We start from the raw sequence: 20,517 nt of genomic DNA, 5'->3' as shown, positions 1-20,517 counted from the left end.
CTATCGTCCGTCGCCGCTGGCCTTGTCGGCACGCTTGTCCGGCCAGACGGCGGCGGCGATCCCGCACACGACGCCCACGAAGATGGCACGCTCCCAGTCGAAGGTATGCGCGCTGCCCAACCAGCGCGCGTAGATCAGCGTGCCCAGCGCGGCGCCAAACGCGGTCGGTAAGAATTTTTTCATGACAGCAGCGTAGCAGCGTTCCTCTCTGGAAAATTCACCCTTTCCCACGCCACCGCAGATCGCCGCCCCTGTCAAGACTGGCGCATTGCTCGCGATTGCGTATGATTGCTCGTTCGATTCATCGACTCACCCGAACTCATGCTCCCTTCGATCGAACAACGCCTCGCTCAAGAACTGTCCGCCAAACCCGCACAGGTGGCCGCCGCCGTCGCCCTACTCGACGAAGGCGCGACCGTCCCCTTCATCGCCCGCTACCGCAAGGAAGCCACCGGCGGCCTCGACGACATCCAGCTGCGCCTGCTGGAAGAACGCCTGCGCTACCTGCGCGAACTGGAAGACCGCCGCGCCGCGATCATCTCGTCCATCACGGAACAGAACAAGATGACGCCGGAGCTGCTGCAGGCGATTTCGCTCGCGGAAGACAAGACGCGCCTGGAAGATTTATATCTGCCGTACAAGCAGAAGCGCCGCACGAAGGCCCAGATCGCGATCGAGGCCGGCCTGAAGCCGCTGGCCGACGACCTCCTCGACGACCCGGCGCGCGATCCGGAAGCCGAAGCCGCGAAATATCTGCGTGAAGGATTCACGAACGCGGACGGCGTCGCGAACCCCGGCGTGGCCGACACGAAGGCCGCGCTGGACGGCGCGCGCCAGATCCTGATGGAGCGCTTCGCGGAAGACGCGGAACTGCTGCAGTCGCTGCGCGAATACGTGCAGGAACACGGCGTCGTCGAATCGAAGGTGGTCGACGGCAAGCAGGAAGAAGGCGAGAAATTCGCCGACTATTTCGATTACTCGGAAACGCTGGCGACCGTGCCGTCGCACCGCGCGCTGGCGCTGATGCGCGGCCGCCGCGAGGGTATATTGGACGTGACCTTGCGCCTCGATTCCGAGCCGGAAAAACCAAAGTGGGACGCGCCGCACAACCCGTGCGAAAGCCGCATCGCCGCGCGCTTCGGCATCAAGGGCGCGGGCCGCCCGGCCGACAAATGGCTGCTCGACACGGCGCGCTGGACGTGGCGCGTAAAAAGCTTCATGTACATCGAGACGGAGCTGATGGGGCTTCTGCGCGAAAAGGCGGAAGGCGATGCGATCCAGGTCTTCGCGCGCAACCTGAAGGACCTGCTGCTCGCGGCACCCGCGGGCCCGCGCGCGACGATGGGCCTCGACCCGGGCCTGCGCACGGGCGTGAAAGTCGCCGTCGTCGACGCGACCGGCAAGGTGGTCGACACGTCGACCATCTACCCGCACGCGCCGCGCAACGACTGGGACGGTTCGCTGCACACGCTCGCCAAGCTCGCCGCGAAGCACAACGTGTCCCTGATCTCGATCGGCAACGGCACGGCATCGCGCGAGACCGATAAACTCGCGCAGGACCTGATCAAGCAGAACCCGGAGCTGAAGCTGACGAAGATCGTCGTGTCGGAAGCCGGCGCGTCGGTGTACTCGGCGTCGGAATTCGCGTCGCGCGAACTGCCGGAACTGGACGTGTCGCTGCGCGGCGCCGTCTCGATCGCGCGCCGCCTGCAGGATCCGCTCGCGGAACTCGTGAAAATCGATCCGAAGTCGATCGGCGTGGGCCAGTACCAGCACGACGTCTCGCAGACGCAGCTCGCGCGCCAGCTCGACGCCGTCGTCGAGGATTGCGTGAACGCGGTCGGCGTGGACGTCAACACGGCGTCGGCGCCGCTGCTCGCGCGCGTGTCGGGCCTGTCGAGCAGCGTCGCGCAGAGCATCGTCAACTACCGCGACCAGCAAGGCGCGTTCGCCTCGCGCGCGGCGCTGAAGAAGGTGCCGCGCCTGGGCGACAAGACGTTCGAACTGGCCGCGGGTTTCCTGCGCATCGTGAACGGCGACAATCCGCTGGACGCGTCGGCGGTGCACCCGGAATCGTACCCGGTCGTCGAGAAGATCCTGGCCGATATCCAGAAGGACATCAAATCGGTGATCGGCGACAGCGCGCTCGTCAAACGCCTGAATCCGGCCAAGTATGCGGATGACAAATTCGGCGTGCCGACCGTGACCGATATTCTGAAAGAGCTGGAAAAGCCGGGCCGCGATCCGCGTCCGGAATTCACGACGGCCACGTTCAAGGAAGGCGTCGAGGAGATCTCGGACCTGCGCCCGGACATGATCCTGGAAGGCGTCGTCACGAACGTCGCGGCGTTCGGCGCATTCGTCGACATCGGCGTGCACCAGGACGGCCTCGTGCACATCTCGGCGCTGTCGAACACGTTCGTGAAGGATCCGCACACGGTCGTCAAGGCGGGCCAGGTCGTGAAGGTGAAAGTGCTGGAAGTGGACGTCAAGCGCAAGCGCATCGCGCTCACGATGCGCTTGTCGGACAGCGCGCCGCAGGCGGGGTCGCAGCCTCAGCAGCGTGCGGATCGCGATGACCGCAAGCGCATGGCGGATCACCAGAACAAGCATCAGAAACAGGAGCGTTCGGCGCCGAGCGGCGGCGCGATGGCGGCGGCGTTTGCCAAGTTGAAGCGTTGAAGCGACGGCCGGGACACCCGTCCCGGTTTTCTTATAAAATGCCGTCATCTACTCAAATTCTCACCAAAGGCAGAACCAAATGAGCGACGTACAATCCTGGATCAAAGAGACCGTGACCGCCACGCCTGTCGTGCTGTTCATGAAGGGCACCGCCCAGTTCCCGCAATGCGGTTTTTCGGGCCGCGCGATCCAAATCCTGAAGGCTTGCGGCGTCGATAACATCGCCACCGTGAACGTGCTGGAAGACGCGGAAGTCCGCCAGGGCATCAAGGAATACTCGAACTGGCCGACCATTCCACAGCTGTACGTGAACGGCGAATTCGTCGGCGGTTCGGACATCATGACGGAAATGTACGAGTCCGGCGAACTGCAGGCCCTGCTCAAGAAGAATGGCTGATCCTGGCCCGCGCCGGATCGTCGTCGCCATCACCGGCGCGACCGGCGCGATCTATGGCGTGCAGCTGCTGCGGCGGCTGGCCGCCGTACCCGGCGTCGAGACGCACCTCGTCATTTCCGACGCCGCCACCCTCACCCTGCACCAGGAAGTCGGCCTGCAACGGCGCGACGTGGAAGCGCTCGCCCATGTGGTGCACCGCAACCGCGAGATCGGCGCCGCGATCGCCAGCGGCTCGTTCCAGACGGCCGGCATGGTGATCGCCCCCTGTTCGATGAAGACGCTGGCCGCGGTCGCGCATGGCTTGTCGGACAACCTGATCGCGCGCGCAGCTGACGTTGTCTTAAAAGAACGCCGGCGCCTGATCCTGATGGTGCGCGAAACGCCGTTCAACCTGGCGCACCTGCGCAACATGACGGCGGTCACGGAAATGGGCGGCATCGTCTTCCCGCCGCTGCCGAGCTTTTATCACCGCCCCGCCACGATAGCCGAGATGGTCGACCACACGGTGGCGCGCGTCATGGACCTGCTGGGCGTGACGAACGATCTCGCCCCGCGCTGGGGCGGCATGAACGGCGATACGCCCTGATCAGGCGTGGTCGCCGTACGGGTCGCGTTCGGCCCGTTGCTGTTCTCTTGCGTCTTCGATTTTTCTGCGCTGCTCGTTACGCTTGCGCATGATTTCTGCGTGCTGGGCCGCCGTCATCGGCGGTGCTGTCATGAGGTCCTTCAACTGCGCGGTGTTGCTGTAGTTATTAATCATGAGGCGACTGCATCCTTATATGACCGATAACACTGGCGGACGCCAGGCAGGAACGCGAACTCGACCGTTGCGACGTTCCGTTAGCGTTACCGATTATGCGCGAGACTCGGCGGTTTGTGCGGACTAATCGCAGAAAAAAATTGCAGTACAGAAGTGCATGACGCGGCGCCCGGAGCTTGCCGGACGCCGCGTCATGGGATTCGGCCATCGTGAATCCGATGGCGATCAGGAAGGATTATTTCTGCTGCTGGTGATTCATGCGCACGAGCATGCGGATGAATTCGCGCGCCAGCTGCTTGTGGTGCTCGTCCAGGCGTTGCAGGTCCGCGATCAGCTTGACGTCGGCCGATTCGAACCGGGTGCTGCCGTCGGCGCCGTCGCCATTGGCGGCGGCATTTTCCGAACCGCCGAAGCGCAGCCAGTCGGCCGGCACGCCCAGCCACTGCGCGATCATGCGCAGTTTTTCCTGGGTCGGGATCGCCTCTCCGACCAACCATTTACGTGCCGCGTGGACCGTAATCGGACGGCCCTCGAAGCGAATGTTAAATTCCCGCGCGAGCCGGGTGGGACTGTCCGGAGAATAATGGGCGTTTTTCAGGGCTTGCTGCAGGCGCTCGCTGAAGCTCTCCCGTTCGTTAGTCGAATTCATGGGTGGCACTAAGGGTTCATGCAAAGCCGTCATTAGGTCGCTCCGTTGACCAGACCGTCTGTGACGGCAGGAGAGGCTGTAGGTAACAAATAGGTGAGTATTGATCAATTCTCACAGTGCTGTCCAGCAATTCCCGTTGTATTCAGCATGCCGTGAGATATGTGTGAAAAATATCCTACAGGAAAAGGAAAACGTTTGCTCGTTCAATTTCTTACTAAAAATTAGAACATTTCTTCCTTTTGGCACGACAAAAGATGCCAAGAGTCAACAAAGCGGCGAGAAGTCCGGTTAGATTGTCGTGATTTTTGCGACACCCATTGGCCTCAATATGTTGTTTTAAGTCAACTTAAAACGGGCGATGCCATCGTCGCCGGTTACACGCGCGAGGTTACCGTTGTACCAAAGATAATGAAGATGGGCCAAGGCCTCGCCGATCGCAAAACTGAGCTGGTGCGCATCGAGTTGTCGCTTGAACATCAACGGGACAATGTCAACTGCGGATTTCGGCTCGGCGCAGACGGCGCGGACTTCGTCCAGCCGCGCCGCATGGTGCGCGCGCAACTGCGCGATGCGGGTGTGCAAGCCGCGGAACGGTTTACCGTGCGCGGGCAGGACGAGCGTGTCGTCGGGCAAGTCGGCGAACTTGTCCAGCGAATCCAGGTACATCTGCAGCGGGTTGCCTTCCGGCTCGACGGCGAACACGGAAACGTTCGTCGAAATGCGCGGCAGCACCATGTCGCCCGAGATCAGGATGCGGTCTTGTTCATCGTACAGGGAGACATGTTCTGGCGAGTGACCGAAACCGGTGATCACGCGCCATTCCCGCGCGCCAATGACGACCCGCTGGCCATCCTGCAGGCGGGTGTATGCCGCCGGCACGGCCGGCACGAGCGACGGGTAGTAATTCTTGCGGCTCTGCATCTGCTCGAGCATGCCGGCGTCGACGAGACCATGACGCCGGAAATGCGGGATCGCCGACGGACCGTCGACGCCCGGCAGCGCGGCGGCCATCATGCGCGCGAAGCCGAACTCGCCCGTACTGATCCAGAACGGGGCGTCGAACCGGTCGCACAGCCAGCCGGACAAACCGACGTGATCCGGGTGACAGTGGGTGGCGAACACGCGCAGCAGCGGCCGGCTTTCCATCGCGTCCGTGAACAGCTGTTCCCAGGCAGCCCGGGTCGCATCGGTGCCGGCGCCGCAGTCGACGAGGGACCAGCCGCGCTTGCCTTCCGCGGCATCGTCCAGCAGCCACAGATTGATATGGTCGAGGGCGAACGGCAGCGGCATGCGCAGCCACGACAGGCCGGGCGCCACGTCCGTGACCGTGCCGAGCGGCGGGATGGCATCGCCGAATGGATAGCTGAGCTGGGCTTCGAGGGGATTCATGCAATGGACTTTCGTATGGTTGCAGGGCGCAGGCGCGTTACAATGCCGCAAACGCTTTGACGTAAACGTAAACGGAAGGCGCAGGCTGTGATTCTAAGCGATTCCGGACCGCGCCACTTTTGACCCGCAGAACACCATGGCCACCACCTACACCATTGCCGAACTGGCACGCGAATTCGACATCACCGCACGTGCGATCCGCTTCTACGAAGACCAGGGGCTGCTGAGCCCGATGCGCGAGGGCCAGGGCGGACGCAACCGTGTCTACACGCCGCGCGACCGTACCCGGCTGAAACTGACGCTGCGCGGCAAGCGCCTCGGCCTGACCTTGTCCGAGATCAAAAGCATCATCGACATGTACGAGACGCCGAAGGACACGGTGGCCCAGATCAACCGTTTCCTGGGCGTGCTGGCGCACCAGCGCGAGACGCTGGAGCAGCAGCGGGCGGATATCGAAATGTCGCTGGCGGAAATTTCGGTCCATGAAGAAGAATGCCGGCGGCTGCTGGCGGAATCGGGTACTGCCGGCACGCTGCTGGACGAGGATGCCGGCGAAAAGGACGCAGCCTGATCCTCGCTTGACGTTTACGTTAACGTCACTCCGCGCTATCATCTAGCCTGGCCATCAGCCATCCACTAGACGACGAGAACGAGGACGACATGCTGCATCTCCCTGGCTTGACCTTTGACCACGGCGAAGACATCGCCGCCCTGCGCGAAGCCGTACAACAGTTCGCCACGAGCGAAATTGCCCCCCGCGCGGCCGAGATCGACCGCACCGACCAGTTCCCGATGGACCTGTGGAAAAAGATGGGTGAACTGGGCCTGCTCGGTATCACCGTCAGCGAGGAATATGGCGGCGCCAACATGGGGTACCTGGCGCACATCGTTGCCATGGAAGAAATCTCGCGCGCCTCGGCCTCCGTCGGCCTGTCGTACGGCGCCCACTCGAACCTGTGCGTCAACCAGATCAAGCGCAACGGCAATGAAGAGCAGAAGCGCAAATACCTGCCGAAACTGATCTCGGGCGAGCACGTCGGTGCATTGGCCATGTCCGAGCCGAACGCCGGCTCCGACGTCGTCAGCATGAAGCTGCGCGCCGAGTTGAAGGGCGACCGCTACGTGCTGAACGGCACCAAGATGTGGATCACGAACGGTCCGGACGCCGACACGCTCGTCGTCTACGCCAAGACCGACATCGAGGCCGGCCCGCGCGGCATGACCGCGTTCCTCATCGAGAAGGGCTTTAAAGGTTTCTCGATCGCCCAAAAACTGGACAAATTGGGGATGCGCGGTTCGCACACGGGCGAGCTGGTGTTCCAGGATTGCGAAGTGCCGGTCGAAAACGTGCTGGGCGGCGTGGGCAAGGGCGTCAACGTGCTGATGTCGGGCCTGGATTTCGAACGCACCGTGCTCTCCGGCGGCCCGCTGGGCATCATGTCGGCCTGCATGGACGTCGTCGTCCCGTATATTCACGAGCGCAAGCAATTTGGCCAGGCAATTGGTGAGTTCCAACTGATGCAGGGCAAGATCGCCGATATGTATTCGACGATGATGGCATGCCGCGCGTACGTCTACGCGGTCGGCCAGGCTTGCGACCGCGCATCGAACCCGGAACAGGTCCGCGCCCTGCGCAAGGACGCGGCCGGCGCCATCCTGTACAGCGCGGAAAAGGCGACGTGGATGGCCGGCGAAGCGATCCAGACGCTGGGCGGCAACGGCTACATCAACGAATATCCCGTGGGCCGTCTGTGGCGCGACGCCAAGCTGTACGAGATCGGCGCCGGTACGAGCGAAATCCGTCGCATGCTGATCGGGCGCGAGCTGTTCGGCGAGACGATGTAAGTTTGTGGAGAAGAGGAGACCGGGCGAACAAGAAGATCGGCAAGAGCCGGCTAAACAACAACACTCCACGTAGCCCGAAAACCACGAACGTCGTTCCCGCCCCCAGGCGGGAACGACGGATCGGGTAATACAATAACAATAACGTTCCCCACCGCGCGAGCCGCTCGATGACCCAGGCCACTTTCCCCAAGCTGCTGTCGTCCCAGATCGCCTTCGATATCGCGCGCACTATCCTGGACGGCTTCGACCGCCACTACACGCTGTTCCGCCAGGCCAGCAAGACGGCCAAGACCTGGTTCGAGCGTGCCGACTGGACGACGGCCCAGCAGGCCGCGCGCAAGCGCATCGATTTCTACGACAAGCGCGTGCAGGAATGCGTGCATGCGCTGGAAGACGAATACGCGCCGGAAGACCTCGACGACGACACCTGGCGCGAAACAAAGCTTCATTACATCGGCCTGCTGACGGACCACAAGCGCCCCGAACTGGCGGAAAGCTTCTTCAATTCCGTCTGCTGCCACATCCTGCACCGCAGCTATTACCGCAACGATTTCATCTTCGTGCGCCCGGCCGTCTCGACGGACTACATCGAGACGGACGAGCCGGCCCCGACCTACCGCGTGTACTACCCGGCGGCGGACGGCCTGCGCTTTTCGTTGCGGCGCATGGTGACGAATTTCCAGCTCGACTGCGCGTTCGCCGACCTCGACCGCGACATCGCTCTCGTCGAAGCACGCATGGTCGAGCATTTCGGCTTGCACGAGCGCGAACCGAACCAGCAGCTGCACGTGCTGTCGAGCCTGTTCTTCCGCAACAAGGCCGCCTACATCGTCGGCCGCGCCATCAACGGCGCCCGCGAGCATCCGTTCGTCGTGCCGATCCTGCACGACCGGGCCGGCCGGCTCGTCCTCGATGCGGTGCTGACCGACCCCGAGCAGGTGATCCTGCTGTTCTCGTTCACGCGCGCCTATTTCATGGTCGACATGGAGGTGCCGTCGGCATTCGTGCAATTCCTGCGCAGCCTGATGCCGAAAAAGCCGCGCAGCGAGATCTATACGATTCTCGGCCTGCAAAAACAGGGCAAGACGCTGTTCTACCGCGACTTCCTGCAGCACCTGAAGCACAGCTCCGACGCCTTCCGTATCGCGCCCGGCATCCGCGGACTCGTGATGCTCGTGTTCGAACTGCCCTCCTTCCCGTACGTGTTCAAGGTGATCAAGGATTTCTATCCGCCGCCGAAAGAGACGACACGGGCCCGCATCAAGGAAAAATACCTGCTGGTGAAACACCACGACCGCGTGGGCCGCATGGCGGACACGCTGGAGTACTCGGACGTGGCCTTTCCGCTGTCCCGCTTCGACGAGGAGCTGCTGGCCGAACTGCGCCGGTTCGCACCTTCGCTCGTCGACATCGAAGGCGACCACATCGTCATCAAGCACCTGTACATCGAGCGGCGCATGGTGCCGCTGAATATCTACCTGGACCGTGCACAGCGCAGCGGCGACGACGACCTCATCGAACACGGCGTGTTCGAGTACGGCAATGCAATCCGCGACCTCGTCGCCGCGAATATTTTCCCGGGCGATATGCTGTACAAAAACTTCGGCGTGACCCGACATGGCCGCGTCGTGTTCTACGACTACGACGAGATCGAATACCTCACCGACTGCAACTTCCGCGACATCCCGCAGCCGCGTAACGAGGAAGACGAAATGGCCGCCGAGCCCTGGTATCCCATCGGCAAGCACGACGTCTTTCCTGAACAGTTCGCGCGCTTCCTGCTCGCGAACCCAAAGATACGCGCCGCGTTCATGAAACACCATGCCGCACTATTGACGCGCGTCTGGTGGCAGTCGCACAAGGACCGCATCCTCGCAGGCGAGCTCGAAGACATTTTTCCGTATCCGCAGCACATCCGGTTCCATCTCGCGGACCCAACGAACCCGGCGACACCCTCGCCGCAACCCCATTACTTGGAGACCTTACACAATGAATGATCCAATCGTTATCGTCGGCGCCGCCCGTACCCCGATGGGCGCCTTCCAGGGCGACTTCTCTTCGAAATCCGCGAGCGACCTGGGCGCCGTGGCGATCAAGGCGGCGGTCGAGCGCGCCGGCGTCGACGCGAGCCTCGTCGAGCACGTCTACTTCGGCAACTGCCTGATGGCCGGCCAGGGCCAGGCGCCGGCGCGCCAGGCACTGATCAAGGCGGGCCTGCCGCTGTCGACCGGTGCCGTCACGCTGTCGAAGATGTGCGGCTCCGCGATGCAGGCCGCGATCTTCGCGCACGACGTGCTCAAGGCCGGCAGCGCGGACGTCGTCGTGGCGGGCGGCATGGAGTCGATGACCAATGCCCCGTACCTGATCCCGAAGGCGCGCGGCGGCTATCGCCTCGGCCATGGCGTCATGTTCGACCACATGATGATGGACGGCCTGGAAGACGCGTATTCGCGCAACGAGAAGACGGGCGAAGGCCGCTCGATGGGCACGTTCGCGGAGGAGTGCGTCGCGAAATACGGCTTCTCGCGCGAGCAGCTGGACGCGTTCGCGATCGAATCCGTCAAGCGCGCGCAGAACGCCACCGAGTCCGGCGATTTCCAGTGGGAGATCGCACCGGTGACCGTCGCGAACCGCCTGGGCGAAACGATCGTCGAGAAGGACGAAGGCCCCGTCAAGGCGAAGGTCGACAAGATCCCGACCCTGCGTCCGGCCTTCAAAAAGGATGGCGTCATCACGGCGGCGTCGTCGTCGTCGATCAACGACGGCGCCGCGGCCCTCGTCATGATGCGCGAATCGACGGCGAAGGAACTGGGCGTGACGCCGCTCGCCCGCATCGTCGCGCACACGACGCACGCGCAGGAACCGGACCAGTTCGCGACCGCACCGATCGGCTCGCTGCAAAAGCTGTTCAAGAAGACCGGCTGGACGCCGAAAGACGTCGACCTCTTCGAGATCAACGAAGCATTCGCCGCCGTGCCGATGGCCGCGATGCACGAACTGGACATCCCGCATTCGAAGGTCAACGTCCATGGCGGCGCGTGCGCGCTGGGCCACCCGATCGGCGCGTCGGGCGCGCGCATCATCGTTACCCTGCTGGGCGCGCTGAAGAAGACGGGCGGCAAGCGCGGCGTGGCGTCGCTGTGCATCGGCGGCGGCGAAGCGACCGCGATGGCGATCGAGATGGTCTGACGCGCCCTACGCGCATGTGCAAAACACGGTATGGTGACGGACTGTCATTGTCATCCATACCGTGAAGGAGCATCCCATGTCCACAGCCCTCATCATCGGCGCCTCGCGCGGCATCGGCCTCGAACTGGCCCGTCAATACCGCGCCGACGGCTGGCGCGTCATCGCCACCGCGCGCAAGCCGGCGGATTGCGAGGCGCTGCGCCGGCTGGGCGCGGAAGCGCACCAGGTCGACGTCACCAACGCCGAATCGATCGGCGGCCTGGGCTGGAAGCTGGACGACGAAAAGATCGACGCCGCCTGGCTCGTCGCGGGAGTGTACGGCCCCGATCACGCCGGCTTCCCGACGGCGAAGGAGTTCGACGACGTCATGCACACGAACGTGCTGGCCGCGATGCGCCTGCTGCCCATCGTCGCGCCGCTGGTGACTGCCACGCGCGGCAAGGTGGCCGTGATCTCGTCGCGCATGGGTTCCATCGGCGCGCGCACGAGCAACCAGGGGTCGCTGTACCGCGCCAGCAAGGCCGCGCTGAATTCCGTGCTGGCCGACGCCGCGCTGACGTATGGCCCGCAGGGCGCGACATGCCTGACGTTCCATCCGGGCTGGGTGCAGACCGACATGGGCGGCGCGAGCGCCACGCTCACCGTCGAGCAGAGCGCGGCCGGGCTGCGCGCCACGCTGGCCAGGGCGACACCGGCGCAGAACGGCGCCTTCCTCAATTACGACGGCACGCCCATCCCATGGTGAGCCGTCCAGGATAACAACCGAGACAATATGATTTTGACCGAAGAACACCAGATGATCCGCGACGCCCTGCGCACCTTCGCGCAGGAACGCCTGGCGCCCAACGCGGCGCGCTGGGACCGCGAGCACCATTTTCCGAAGGACGAGCTGAAGGAACTGGCCCAGCTGGGCGCGTTCGGCGTGGCCGTGCCCGAGCAGCACGGCGGCGCGGGCCTCGACTACGTCGCGCTGGCGCTGGTGCTGGAAGAGATCGCGGCCGGCGACGGCGGCACCTCCACCATCATTTCGGTCAACAACTGCCCCGTGTGCTCGATCGCGATGACGTACGCGAACGCGGCGCAGAAGGAACGCTGGCTGCGTCCGCTCGCGCAGGGCGATCTGCTGGGCGCGTTCGCGCTGACGGAACCGCACACGGGCAGCGACGCCGCTGCCCTGCGCACGACGGCCGTGCGCGACGGCGACCACTACGTCCTGAACGGCACCAAGCAATTCATCACGAGCGGCAAGAACGGCGACGTCGCGATCGTCATGGCCGTAACAAGCAAGGCGGCCGGCAAGAAGGGCATCAGCGCGTTCTGGGTGCCGACCGATACGCCCGGCTACATCGTCGCCGGCATCGAACAGAAGATGGGCCAGCATTCGTCGGACACGGCGCAGATCGTGTTCGACAACTGCCGCGTCCCGGTCGACAACCTGATCGGCGAAGAAGGACAAGGCTACAAGATCGCGCTGTCGGGCCTGGAGGGTGGACGCATCGGCATCGCGTCGCAATCGGTGGGCATGGCGCGCGCCGCGTTCGAGGCGGCGCTGGCATATGCGAAGGAGCGCGAAAGCTTCGGCACGCCGATCTTCGACCATCAGGCGGTGCAGTTCCGCCTGGCCGAGATGGCGATGCAGATCGAGGCCGCGCGCCAGCTGATCCTGCACGCCGCGGCTATGAAGGATGCCGGCCTGCCCTGCCTGAAGGAAGCCGCGATGGCCAAGCTGTTCGCGTCCGAGATGGCCGAGCGCGTGGTGTCGTCGGCGATGCAGGTGTTCGGCGGCTACGGCTACGTGGCCGACTTCCCCGTCGAGCGCATCTACCGCGACGTGCGCGTGTGCCAGATCTACGAAGGCACGAGCGACATCCAGAAAATCCTGATCGCACGGGCCCTGTGAACGCATGATGGACGGCGCCGCGACATTGACGATCCGCCCGGCCGGTGAAGCCGACCTGGCGCCGTTCTTCGCCTACCTGGACGACCACCTGCGCGACAACGGCGCCGACGGTACGCCGCTGTTCCAGCCCATCGCGCCGGGCCAGCCGCGCCTGCCCGCCGGGCTGCGCATCGCGTTCATCAAGGGCATCGACATCCCCGTCGGCCAGCCGGGCTGGCGCCGCCTGTGGCTGGCCATCGACGCCTATGGCGACATCGCCGGCCACGTCGACCTGCGCGGCCGCCCGGAACCGGCCGCGACGCACCGCGCCATGCTCGGCATGGGCGTGCACCGCGTGTGGCGGCGGCGCGGGCTCGGGCGGCGCCTGCTCGAAACGGCGGCCCAGTGGGCGCGGGCCGAGACGGACGTCGACTGGATCGACCTCGAGGTCTTGTCCGACAACCAGCCGGCCGTCGAGCTGTATGCGCGCGCCGGTTTTACCACCGTCGCGCGCGTGGCGGACATGCTCCGGATCGCGGGGGTCAGCCATGACCTGAGTTACATGACGGTCAGGTTGCGCCAGGGGTGAGAATCGGTGAGCATGCGTGCCATATCTGCATGCTAGAGTTGTACGATGAAAACCGCCCTGCCTCTCCTCCTCGCTGCCTGCATCGCTCAGGCGGCCCACGCCGGCGACTGCCAGGTCGGCAAACTTCTCCCCGCACCCACCGACCAGTCTGTGCACTGGACCGGCCCCTGCAAGGATGGCTATGCGGACGGCAAGGGCGTGCTCGAATGGACGACGAAGGACGGCATCACGCGCCGCATCGAAGGCACGTTCGCGCACGGCGCCGTCAGCGGCGAAGCGAAGCTGAAGGCGGGCGATAAATTCACCTACATCGGCTCGCTGACCGACGGTGTGCCGGACGGTGAAGGCTACCTGCGCTTCGCCAGCGAGCTGCGCTACGAAGGCGGTCTCAAGATGATGCGGCGCGAGGGCAAGGGCGTGCAGATCTATCCGAACGGCGACGTCTACCAGGGCGAATTCCACGCCGACCGGCCGAACGGCCAGGGACGCCTCACATATGCCCTCGGCGGCATGGTCGAAGGCGAGTTCCGCGACGGCCGTCCAGTCGACGGCGACCGCATCACGTATACGGGCAGCGGCCGCGCCGGCACGCTCGATGCTGGCGCCCGCAACGCGGCGCTGGCCCGTCCCAAGGCGGAGAACACGTTCCAGCAGCGCCAGGCCGAGCCGGACACGGGCACGCTGCTGGCGAAGACGGACGTGCGCTCGCCGCTGCCGACCAACGTCGGCTGGGATGGCCTCACGCCCGAACAGAAGGACATCGTCCGCAACGGTTATCCGGCGCTGGAGCCGGGCGACGATCCGCCGTATCCGCAGAACGGCACCGTCGAATTCAACCGGCTCGCGGTGGCTGTCGCCGGCAAGTACGATGCGCGCGGTGTGCTGCGCCTGCACGTGCTGGTCGGCGCGGACGGCAAGGCGAAGGAAGTACGCAAGGTGGGCAGCTTCGACGACGACGTGGTGCGCTACGTCGCCGCCGGCGCCATGGCCCAGCGCTACAAGCCCGCCGTCTGCCACGGGCAGCCGTGCGAGATGGTGTATCCGATCGCGATGGAATTCACTCGGCGCCTGTAATCAGAACCCCGCCAGCACGATCTTGCCCTGCGCGCGGTTCGACTCGATCAGCGCGTGCGCGCGCTTGAGGTTCGCCGCGTCGATGCGACCGAAGTTCTCGTTGGCCGTCGAGCGGATCGTGCCCGCGTCGATCAGGTCCGCCACGCGATTCAGGATCTCGTGCTGGCGGATCATGTCCGGCGTCGAGAACAGCGCGCGCGTAAACATCAGTTCCCAGTGCAGCGACACGGCCTTGCGCTTGAACTTGCGGACGTCGATCGGGGCCGGGTCGTCGATCAGGCCGAATTTGCCCTGCGGCGCGATGATCTCGACGATCTGGTCGAAGTGCTGCTCCGTGTGCGTGAGGCTGATCACGTAGTCCGGCGCGCCCAGGCCCGCACGCTGGATCTCGTCGGCGAGCGGTTTGCCGTGGTCGATCACGTGGTGGGCGCCGTGCTCCAGCACCCAGTCGCGCGTTGCGGGACGCGATGCCGTGCCGACGACCGTCAGGCGGGTCAGCCGGCGCGCCAGCTGCACGAGGATCGAGCCGACGCCGCCCGCCGCGCCGATCACCAATAATGTCTTGCCTTCGCCGCGCTCGTCGGTCGGCACTTCCAGACGGTCGAACAGCAGTTCCCACGCCGTGAGGCTCGTCAGCGGCAGCGCGGCGGCGGCGCCGAAGTCCAGCGACTGCGGCATCCTGCCGACGATGCGCTCGTCGACCAGTTGCAGCTCGCTGTTGCTGCCGGCGCGGGCGATGGAGCCGGCGTACCAGACGCGGTCGCCCGGACGGAACAGCGTCACGTCCGGCCCGACGGCCTTCACGATGCCGGCAGCATCCCAGCCCAGCACTTTCCACTCGCCGTCGGCCGGTTTGGCGCCGGCGCGCACTTTCACGTCGACCGGGTTCACGGACACGGCCCGCACCTCGACGAGCAGGTCATGGCCGGCCGCGACCGGGTCCGGCAGGGTGATGTCCACGAGGGCGTCGGCGTGAGCGATGGGCAGGTTGTTCTGGTAGGCGATGGCTTTCATGGTGGCTCCTTGGTGATCGATGTGATCATTCTGGGCGCTTCGATCTTTTTGATAAACTGCGCAATTACGAAATCAATTTCAATTTTTATTTGAAAATGAATCTGCGCGACCTCGAACTGTTCGTCACCACGGCCGAGCAAGGCGGCCTGTCCGCGGCCGCGCGCCTGCTGGATCTGTCGCCGGCCGTCGCCAGCGCGAGCCTGAAGCGGCTGGAGGCGGATCTCGGCACGGCGCTGTTCGTGCGCACGACGCGCAGCATGCGCCTGACGGTGGCCGGCGAACGCCTGCTGGCCCGCTGCCGCCCGCTGCTGGACGGCCTGCGCGACGCCGAGGCGGAAGTGCGTGCGGGAGAAAACACGATCGAGGGTCAATTGCAGATCTCGATGCCGTCCGACCTCGGCCGCCACGTGGTGCTGCCGTGGCTGAACGCATTCCAGGAACGGCATCCGGCCGTGCGCCTGAAGTTGCAGCTGACGGACCGGCTGGCCGACATTTACCGCGAGCCGGTCGACATCGCGCTCCGCTTCGGCAAGCCGAGAGAGTCCAGCATGGTGGCGCTGCCGCTGCTGGAAACGAACCGCCGCGTGCTGTGCGCGTCGCCTGCGTATCTGGCGCGGCACGGCGCGCCGGCGACGCCGCACGATCTATCCGCGCACAACTGCCTGTGCTTCATGCTGGACGAGGCGGTCAACGACCGCTGGCGCTTCCACAAGGACGGCGCGGAGATCGAGGTGACGGTGCGCGGCGACCGCGTGGCCGACGATTCCGAGATCGTGCGGCGCTGGGCACTGGACGGCCTGGGGCTGTGCTACCGCTCGCGCATCGACGTGCAGGCCGATCTCGCAAGCGGCGCATTGCGCATCGTGTGCGCGGACTGGGAGGGCAACAACCAGCCGCTGTACATGGTGCTGGCGAACCGGCGGCAGGTGTCGCCGGCCGTCAGGGTACTCAGGGAGTTTTTGGTGGAGCGGATGCGGGAGATGGTGGCGGCGTAATCCGTCGCCCCCGGACTAGGCGTCCCCCTTGGCGGGGCCCCAGGTTCTGCATGCGTCAACGTAACACTTGAAAATTGGATCCCCGCCTGCGCGGGGACGACGTCGTTTTACGTCCGCGTATTGTTTAGCGTCCGCGTATTGTTCAGCGTCCGCGTGTTCATGCGATCTGCTCCAGCGCCAGCGCAATCCCCTGCCCGCCTCCGATGCACAGCGTGACGACGCCACGCCGCGCCAGCCCGCGCCGCATCGCATGCAGCAGCCGCACCGTGAGCACGGCCCCCGTCGCGCCGATCGGGTGACCGTGCGCCACCGCGCCCCCTTCGACATTGATGACGTCTTCCGCCAGCGACAGTTTTCTGGCCACCGCCAGCGGCACGGCGGCGAACGCTTCGTTGATTTCGTAGCGGTCGACGTCGCCGACGTTCCACCCCGCGCGCGCAAGGGCTTTCTGCACGGCCGGCACCGGACCGAGACCGAACATGCCCGGCTCCACGGCCGCCACGCCCGAGGCGACGAGGCGCGCGATCGGCTGCAGCCCCAGGCGCTCGGCCGTCGCGCGGTCGGCGACGATGACGGCGGCCGCGCCGCTGTTCAGGCCCGGCGCATTGCCGGCCGTGATCGTGCCGTCCGGCCGGAATGCCGGTTTCAGTTTCGCCAGCGTCTCCAGCGTGGTGTCCGGGCGGTTCGCTTCGTCGGTGTCGAACAGCTGCACGCCGCGCTTGCCCGCGATCTCGATCGCCACGATTTCATCCTCGAACGCGCCGGCCGCCTGGGCGTCCGAGAAGCGGTGCTGCGAGCGCTCGGCCCAGCGGTCCTGCGCGGCGCGGGTGATATCCACGTCTTTTACCAAGTCCTCCGTGTGCCAGCCCGAGTGCTGGGCGGAGAACGCGTCGTTCAGGCCGTCGTGCAGCAGGCTGTCGTAGATCTGCGCGTGGCCCATGCGCGCGCCCCAGCGGGCCTGCGGCATCAGGTACGGCGCCTGGTCCATGTTTTCCATGCCGCCGGCCAGCACGACATGGGCGTCTCCCGCGAGGATCTCGTGCGCGGCCGACGCGATGGCTTGCGCGCCCGAGCCGCACACGCGGTTCAGCGTCATCGCGGGCACGCTGACGGGAATGCCGCCGTGGACCGCGGCCTGGCGCGCCGGGTTCATGCGGTTGCCCGCCTGGATCACGTTGCCCATCAGGACCGCGTCGATGGCGTCCGGCGCGATGCCCGCGCGCTCGACGGCGGCGCGCACGGCGGCCGCGCCCAGTTCGACGGCGGGGATGGATTTCAGGGAACCGTTGAACGCGCCGATGGCGGTACGCACGGGGGCACACAGGACGATGTCGCGGGCAGACATGATGACTCTCCTTTCGGGGTGGATGGCGGGATCACGCAAATAGGAGTATATACACGTATTTTGAAAGATGCATGACGTGCGGCCTGCCGGCGAGCGGATTTATTTGACTTCGGGCTCGTGGATGCCCGTCTCGACGACGGCGCGCAGCAGCATGCGCAGTTCGAGTGCGCGTTCGCTGCCGAAGTTCTGTTCGAAGGTCTGCTGGGCGCGGCGCCACAGCGGCAGCACGGCTTTTACTTTTGCCTTGCCGGCCGGCGTGAGGACGATCACGCGCTCGCGCTTGTCGTGCTCGCTGGGACCGGTCGTCACGAGGGCATCGCGCTCGAGCGGCTTGAGGTTGCGGGTGAGGGTCGTGCGGTCCATGACCAGTTCGGCGGACATCTGGTTGACCGTCATCGGCCCGAGCCCCAGCAGCTTGTACAGGATGGAGAACTGCGTAACGCGCAGGCCGGCCTCGCTCAGCACCTGGTCGTACACGCCGGTGATGTAACGCGACGCCTGGCGCAGGGCGAGGCAGTTGCACAGGGGGTCGTTCGATGTCATGTACGGTATTCCATTGCCGGGATGGCGTTAGTGCCGTCCCTCTAGCGAGTATAACCCCGGGGATGCCGGAACCCGTGCATAATCCGCCCGAAGCCTTGCATATACACCCAATCACACGACAGGAGGATCGCATGGAGACGCAGCCGACGGTGGCACGACAATGGGAAGAACAACTGCGCGCGGTGCGTGCGCGCATCGAGCGGGGCGGCGGACGTCCGGGCGTCGTGCCGGCGCAGGAAGCGCGCGGGATGACGGGCCTGGCCATCATGGAAGCGCTGCTCGACGGCCGCTTCCCGTACGCGCCCATCGCCGAGACGCTCGACTTCTTCCTCGTCGAGGTCGAGAAGGGCAAGGCCACGTTCCAGGGCACGCCGCAGGCAAAACACCTGAATCCGATGGGGACCGTGCACGGCGGCTGGTACGCGACCCTGCTCGACTCGGCCGTCGGCTGCGCCGTGCAGACGGCGCTCGAACCGGGATACGCCTACACGACGGCGGAGCTGAGCGTGAATCTCGTGCGCGGCGCGCGGCTCGACGGCGGGCCGCTGCGCGCGATCGGCACGGTGCTCCATTGCGGCCGCCAGCTCGCGACGGCGGAAGGGAAGATCGTCGATGCGCAGGGCCGGCTGTATGCGCATGCGACGACCACGTGTTTGGTATTCGAAGCCCGGTAGGGTGGGCACGCCGTGCCCACCCCTGGATTCATGCGGACGCCAGCGTCGACAACGACTGGCGCAATTCCCCGGCCAGCCCTGCGCCGAACTTGCTCTCGAATTCCGCCTGCGCCGTCTGCCACACGGGCATCGCTTCCGCCAGCCTGGCGCGGCCCGCGTCGGTGAGGCGCACGACGTTGCGGCGCGCGTCTTCCTCATGCGGTCCGATGGCCACGAGGCCGTCGCGGGCCAAGGGCTGCAGCGCGCGGATCACGCTCGTGCGCTCCATCACCATCGCCTCGACGAGGTCCTTCATCGAGGCCTCTTTGACCTCGTCGACGTAGACCAGGATCGAGAACTGCGTGCTCGTCAGGTTCACGCGCGACAGGTGGTCTTCATACATCTTCGTAATCAGACGCGCCGCCTTGCGGGAGGCGAAGCAGTTGCAGGCAATGAGTCGTTCGGAAGCGGTCATGGGCATAGTTTTATGTGCGTACGCACACGCGTCAAGCGTTTTCACAGAAATTACCCGTTCATGAGGGCATCCATGTGCGCCTGCAACATGTCGACGAACACGCGCGTGCGCGCCGGCATCAAACGTCGTCCCGGCATCACGCACCACAGGCTGGCCGTCGGCAGCGACCAGTCGGGCAGGACGCGACGCAGGCGGCCGTTGCCGATCCAGTCGCGCAGGGCGGCGTCGATCGGCAGCGCGGCGATGCCCGCGCCGCGGTACGCCATCTCGCGCTGCAACCGGGGCGAATTGCATACGAGCGGTCCCTGCACGACCTGCTCCCAGCGCGCGTCGCCGCGCGCCAGCACCCACGGCAGCGTCGTACCGTCGTGTCCGGCGTAGGCAAGACAGGCATGCTCGACAAGGTCATCGGGCGTCGCCGGTGTGCCGTGTTCGGCCAGGTAATCCGGGCAGGCAAACAAACCCTGGCCCACGTCGAACAGCTTGCGTGCGACGAGCGTCGTATCGTCGGGCAGGTGCTGGGCGGCGCGCACGGCCACGTCGAAACGTTCGCTCAGGAGGTCCACGCGGCGCGGGGACAGGTCGATGCGCAGCCGGACGGCCGGATAGCGCGCCTGGAACGCCTGGCAGAAGGCGACGAAGTCGAATTCGATGAGGTCGGGCGGCATCGACACGCGCAAGTCGCCGTGCGGCGTTTCCTGCCGGTGCTGGGCCAGCGCCGCGACTTCCTCCGTTTCGTCGACGAGGCGGCGCGCATGCTCCAGGATGCGCTCGCCGAACGCCGTGATCGCCACGCGCCGCGTGCTGCGCACGAACAGCTTTTCGCCCAGCGCTTCTTCCAGCAGGGTCAGGCGGCGCGACAGCGTCGACTTCGGCAGGTGGGCCCGCTCGGCCGCCTGCGAAAAACTGCCCGCGTCGACGACCCGCACGAACAGGATCAGATCGTTTGCATCCACCATGGCCCAGACTCCCGTCCCATAAATGGAACAATGATATCCGGAAACCCGGCTTAATCCCGTCGAAGAGTCTCAATACAATG

The 20,517-nt window shown here is 65.3% G+C and carries 22 protein-coding genes; 13 read left to right on the top strand and 9 right to left on the bottom strand.

Features of this window, described 5'->3' with window-relative positions; genetic code table 11:
- On the bottom strand, nt 1–183 hold the full coding sequence (locus ACEN9H_RS31095) for a hypothetical protein (RefSeq protein ID WP_413673237.1): 183 nt from the start codon (nt 181–183) through the stop codon (nt 1–3).
- Nucleotides 184–321: 138 nt separating this feature from the next.
- Between ACEN9H_RS31095 and ACEN9H_RS31090 the strand changes: the two genes are divergently transcribed.
- The 3 genes from ACEN9H_RS31090 to ACEN9H_RS31080 all read left to right on the top strand — a co-directional run bounded on the left by ACEN9H_RS31090 (nt 322) and on the right by ACEN9H_RS31080 (nt 3,665).
- Complete coding sequence (locus ACEN9H_RS31090; RefSeq protein ID WP_413673236.1) at nt 322–2,682, top strand: Tex family protein; 2,361 nt, start codon at nt 322–324, stop codon at nt 2,680–2,682.
- 79 nt (nt 2,683–2,761) lie between these two features.
- Complete coding sequence (grxD, locus tag ACEN9H_RS31085; RefSeq protein ID WP_056126084.1) at nt 2,762–3,079, top strand: Grx4 family monothiol glutaredoxin; 318 nt, start codon at nt 2,762–2,764, stop codon at nt 3,077–3,079.
- Nucleotides 3,072–3,665, top strand: a complete 594-nt coding sequence (locus tag ACEN9H_RS31080) for a UbiX family flavin prenyltransferase (protein ID WP_056330007.1) — start codon at nt 3,072–3,074, stop codon at nt 3,663–3,665. The genes grxD and ACEN9H_RS31080 overlap by 8 nt, the downstream gene beginning before the upstream one ends.
- Here ACEN9H_RS31080 and ACEN9H_RS31075 read toward each other — a convergent pair whose 3' ends face one another.
- From ACEN9H_RS31075 to ACEN9H_RS31065, 3 genes are all read right to left on the bottom strand, one after another.
- Nucleotides 3,666–3,839, bottom strand: a complete 174-nt coding sequence (locus tag ACEN9H_RS31075) for a hypothetical protein (RefSeq protein ID WP_200948981.1) — start codon at nt 3,837–3,839, stop codon at nt 3,666–3,668.
- Nucleotides 3,840–4,074: 235 nt separating this feature from the next.
- Entirely contained in the window at nt 4,075–4,488 is a 414-nt protein-coding gene (locus ACEN9H_RS31070) for a transcriptional regulator (protein WP_036233319.1), read from the bottom strand.
- A gap of 336 nt (nt 4,489–4,824) precedes the next feature.
- Entirely contained in the window at nt 4,825–5,877 is a 1,053-nt protein-coding gene (locus ACEN9H_RS31065; RefSeq protein ID WP_413673235.1) for an MBL fold metallo-hydrolase, read from the bottom strand.
- Nucleotides 5,878–6,013: 136 nt separating this feature from the next.
- On the opposite strand from ACEN9H_RS31065, the gene ACEN9H_RS31060 reads away from it, so the two are divergent.
- The 8 genes from ACEN9H_RS31060 to ACEN9H_RS31025 all read left to right on the top strand — a co-directional run bounded on the left by ACEN9H_RS31060 (nt 6,014) and on the right by ACEN9H_RS31025 (nt 14,453).
- Nucleotides 6,014–6,448 (top strand): MerR family transcriptional regulator, encoded by a 435-nt coding sequence (locus ACEN9H_RS31060; RefSeq protein WP_160407248.1) that lies wholly within the window; start codon nt 6,014–6,016, stop codon nt 6,446–6,448.
- A gap of 89 nt (nt 6,449–6,537) precedes the next feature.
- Nucleotides 6,538–7,722: an isovaleryl-CoA dehydrogenase gene (locus ACEN9H_RS31055; protein ID WP_413673234.1), complete on the top strand. Its 1,185-nt coding sequence runs from the start codon at nt 6,538–6,540 to the stop codon at nt 7,720–7,722.
- A gap of 167 nt (nt 7,723–7,889) precedes the next feature.
- Nucleotides 7,890–9,719 carry a bifunctional isocitrate dehydrogenase kinase/phosphatase gene (gene aceK / locus ACEN9H_RS31050; protein WP_413673233.1) on the top strand — a complete coding sequence of 610 codons (1,830 nt, stop codon included), beginning with the start codon at nt 7,890–7,892 and terminating at the stop codon, nt 9,717–9,719.
- A complete protein-coding gene (locus ACEN9H_RS31045; protein ID WP_056126073.1) occupies nt 9,712–10,911 on the top strand; it encodes an acetyl-CoA C-acyltransferase in 1,200 nt (399 codons plus the stop codon). Before aceK ends, ACEN9H_RS31045 begins: the two co-directional genes overlap by 8 nt.
- A gap of 76 nt (nt 10,912–10,987) precedes the next feature.
- Entirely contained in the window at nt 10,988–11,656 is a 669-nt protein-coding gene (locus tag ACEN9H_RS31040) for an SDR family oxidoreductase (protein WP_056126071.1), read from the top strand.
- Nucleotides 11,657–11,683: 27 nt separating this feature from the next.
- Nucleotides 11,684–12,811 (top strand): acyl-CoA dehydrogenase family protein, encoded by a 1,128-nt coding sequence (locus ACEN9H_RS31035; RefSeq protein ID WP_413673232.1) that lies wholly within the window; start codon nt 11,684–11,686, stop codon nt 12,809–12,811.
- 4 nt (nt 12,812–12,815) lie between these two features.
- Nucleotides 12,816–13,379, top strand: coding sequence for a GNAT family N-acetyltransferase (locus ACEN9H_RS31030; protein ID WP_413673231.1), 564 nt, complete (start codon nt 12,816–12,818; stop codon nt 13,377–13,379).
- Nucleotides 13,380–13,424: 45 nt separating this feature from the next.
- Nucleotides 13,425–14,453: an MORN repeat-containing protein gene (locus ACEN9H_RS31025; protein ID WP_413673230.1), complete on the top strand. Its 1,029-nt coding sequence runs from the start codon at nt 13,425–13,427 to the stop codon at nt 14,451–14,453.
- Here the strand turns inward: ACEN9H_RS31025 and ACEN9H_RS31020 are convergent, their stop codons facing one another.
- Entirely contained in the window at nt 14,454–15,467 is a 1,014-nt protein-coding gene (locus ACEN9H_RS31020; protein ID WP_413673229.1) for a zinc-binding alcohol dehydrogenase family protein, read from the bottom strand. It lies immediately after the preceding gene.
- A 95-nt stretch (nt 15,468–15,562) separates the two neighbouring features.
- On the opposite strand from ACEN9H_RS31020, the gene ACEN9H_RS31015 reads away from it, so the two are divergent.
- Nucleotides 15,563–16,462, top strand: coding sequence for a LysR family transcriptional regulator (locus ACEN9H_RS31015; protein WP_413673228.1), 900 nt, complete (start codon nt 15,563–15,565; stop codon nt 16,460–16,462).
- Nucleotides 16,463–16,619: 157 nt separating this feature from the next.
- Here the strand turns inward: ACEN9H_RS31015 and ACEN9H_RS31010 are convergent, their stop codons facing one another.
- Nucleotides 16,620–17,807 carry a thiolase family protein gene (locus tag ACEN9H_RS31010; protein ID WP_413673227.1) on the bottom strand — a complete coding sequence of 396 codons (1,188 nt, stop codon included), beginning with the start codon at nt 17,805–17,807 and terminating at the stop codon, nt 16,620–16,622.
- Between the two features lie 99 nt (nt 17,808–17,906).
- On the bottom strand, nt 17,907–18,350 hold the full coding sequence (locus ACEN9H_RS31005) for a MarR family winged helix-turn-helix transcriptional regulator (RefSeq protein ID WP_036233287.1): 444 nt from the start codon (nt 18,348–18,350) through the stop codon (nt 17,907–17,909).
- Between the two features lie 131 nt (nt 18,351–18,481).
- On the opposite strand from ACEN9H_RS31005, the gene ACEN9H_RS31000 reads away from it, so the two are divergent.
- Nucleotides 18,482–19,024, top strand: coding sequence for a PaaI family thioesterase (locus ACEN9H_RS31000; RefSeq protein WP_413673226.1), 543 nt, complete (start codon nt 18,482–18,484; stop codon nt 19,022–19,024).
- A gap of 28 nt (nt 19,025–19,052) precedes the next feature.
- Here ACEN9H_RS31000 and ACEN9H_RS30995 read toward each other — a convergent pair whose 3' ends face one another.
- Together ACEN9H_RS30995 and ACEN9H_RS30990 are read right to left on the bottom strand one after the other, a co-directional pair.
- Nucleotides 19,053–19,478 (bottom strand): MarR family winged helix-turn-helix transcriptional regulator, encoded by a 426-nt coding sequence (locus tag ACEN9H_RS30995; protein WP_413673225.1) that lies wholly within the window; start codon nt 19,476–19,478, stop codon nt 19,053–19,055.
- 50 nt (nt 19,479–19,528) lie between these two features.
- Nucleotides 19,529–20,437 (bottom strand): LysR substrate-binding domain-containing protein, encoded by a 909-nt coding sequence (locus tag ACEN9H_RS30990; protein ID WP_413673224.1) that lies wholly within the window; start codon nt 20,435–20,437, stop codon nt 19,529–19,531.
- Nucleotides 20,438–20,517 lie beyond the last annotated feature (80 nt).

This window comes from Massilia cellulosiltytica, assembly GCF_047325105.1.
Lineage (GTDB): Bacteria > Pseudomonadota > Gammaproteobacteria > Burkholderiales > Burkholderiaceae_D > Telluria > Telluria orientalis.
Note: the sequence above shows the minus strand (reverse complement) of the source record. Positions and strands in the feature narration are given on the sequence as shown.